Source organism: Shinella sp. G-2, from assembly GCF_050172695.1.
GTDB lineage: Bacteria > Pseudomonadota > Alphaproteobacteria > Rhizobiales > Rhizobiaceae > Shinella.
Genome location: NZ_JBBEYH010000065.1, coordinates 1 through 1,142, shown reverse-complemented (window position 1 = coordinate 1,142; position 1,142 = coordinate 1). Strand labels below are relative to the sequence as shown.

Here is a 1,142-nt window from a genome sequence, read left to right as displayed (position 1 = left end):
GCCCGCGGCATGGCGCTGCTCGGCAAATACACGCTGATCGGCGAGGGCGTGCGCGGCTCGCTCGCCAAGCAGCTGATTTCGAAGTTCGATCTGTCGAAAGACCGCGACGTCCAGAAGTTCGGCATCGGCCTGAAAGAGCTCTGGCAGGTTAAGCCCGAGAACCACCGTCCGGGCCTGGTGCAGCACTCGTTCGGCTGGCCGCTCGGCATGAAGACCGGTGGTGGTTCGTTCCTGTACCATCTGGAAGACAACCTCGTCGCGGTCGGCTTCGTCGTGCACCTGAACTATAAGAACCCATACCTCTTCCCGTTCGAGGAGTTCCAGCGGTTCAAGACCCATCCGGCCATCCGCGGCACCTTTGAAGGCGGCAAGCGGCTGTCCTATGGCGCTCGCGCCATCACCGAGGGTGGCTACCAGTCGGTGCCGAAGCTGTCGTTCCCAGGCGGTGCGCTGATCGGCTGTTCGGCCGGTCTCGTCAACGTGCCGCGCATCAAGGGCAGCCACAATGCGGTGCTGTCTGGCATGCTGGCGGCTGACAAACTGGCAGAAGCGATCGCGTCGGGCAGGGCCAATGACGAGCCGGTCGAGATCGAGAACGAATGGCGCCAGACCGATATCGGCAAGGACCTGAAGCGGGTCAGGAACGTCAAGCCGCTGTGGTCGAAATTCGGCACGGCGATCGGCGTGGCACTCGGCGGTCTCGACATGTGGACCAACCAGTTGTTCGGTCTGTCGCTGTTCGGCACGCTGAAGCACGGCAAGAGCGATGCGCAGAGCCTCGAGCCGGCAGCAAAGCACACGAAGATCGATTACCCGAAACCCGATGGCGTGTTGACCTTCGATCGTCTGTCCTCGGTGTTCCTGTCGAACACCAACCACGAGGAGGATCAGCCGGTGCATCTGCAGGTCAAGGACATGAGCCTGCAGAAGCGCTCCGAGCACGACATCTATGCCGGCCCGTCGACGCGCTACTGTCCGGCTGGCGTCTACGAGTGGGTGGAGAAGGACGGCAAGCCGGTCTTCGTCATCAACGCGCAGAACTGCGTGCACTGCAAGACCTGCGACATCAAGGACCCGAACCAGAACATCAACTGGGTGCCGCCGCAGGGCGGCGAAGGCCCGGTCTATCCGAACATGTGAAT

The 1,142-nt window shown here is 62.3% G+C and carries 1 protein-coding gene; it reads left to right on the top strand.

The genetic code is table 11. The annotated features are described in order from the left end of the window. Positions 1-1,140: electron transfer flavoprotein-ubiquinone oxidoreductase (locus V8U06_RS29110; protein ID WP_427143636.1), on the top strand; the 1,140-nt coding region annotated here is incomplete at its 5' end. Between the last annotated feature and the right edge of the window lie 2 nt (positions 1,141-1,142).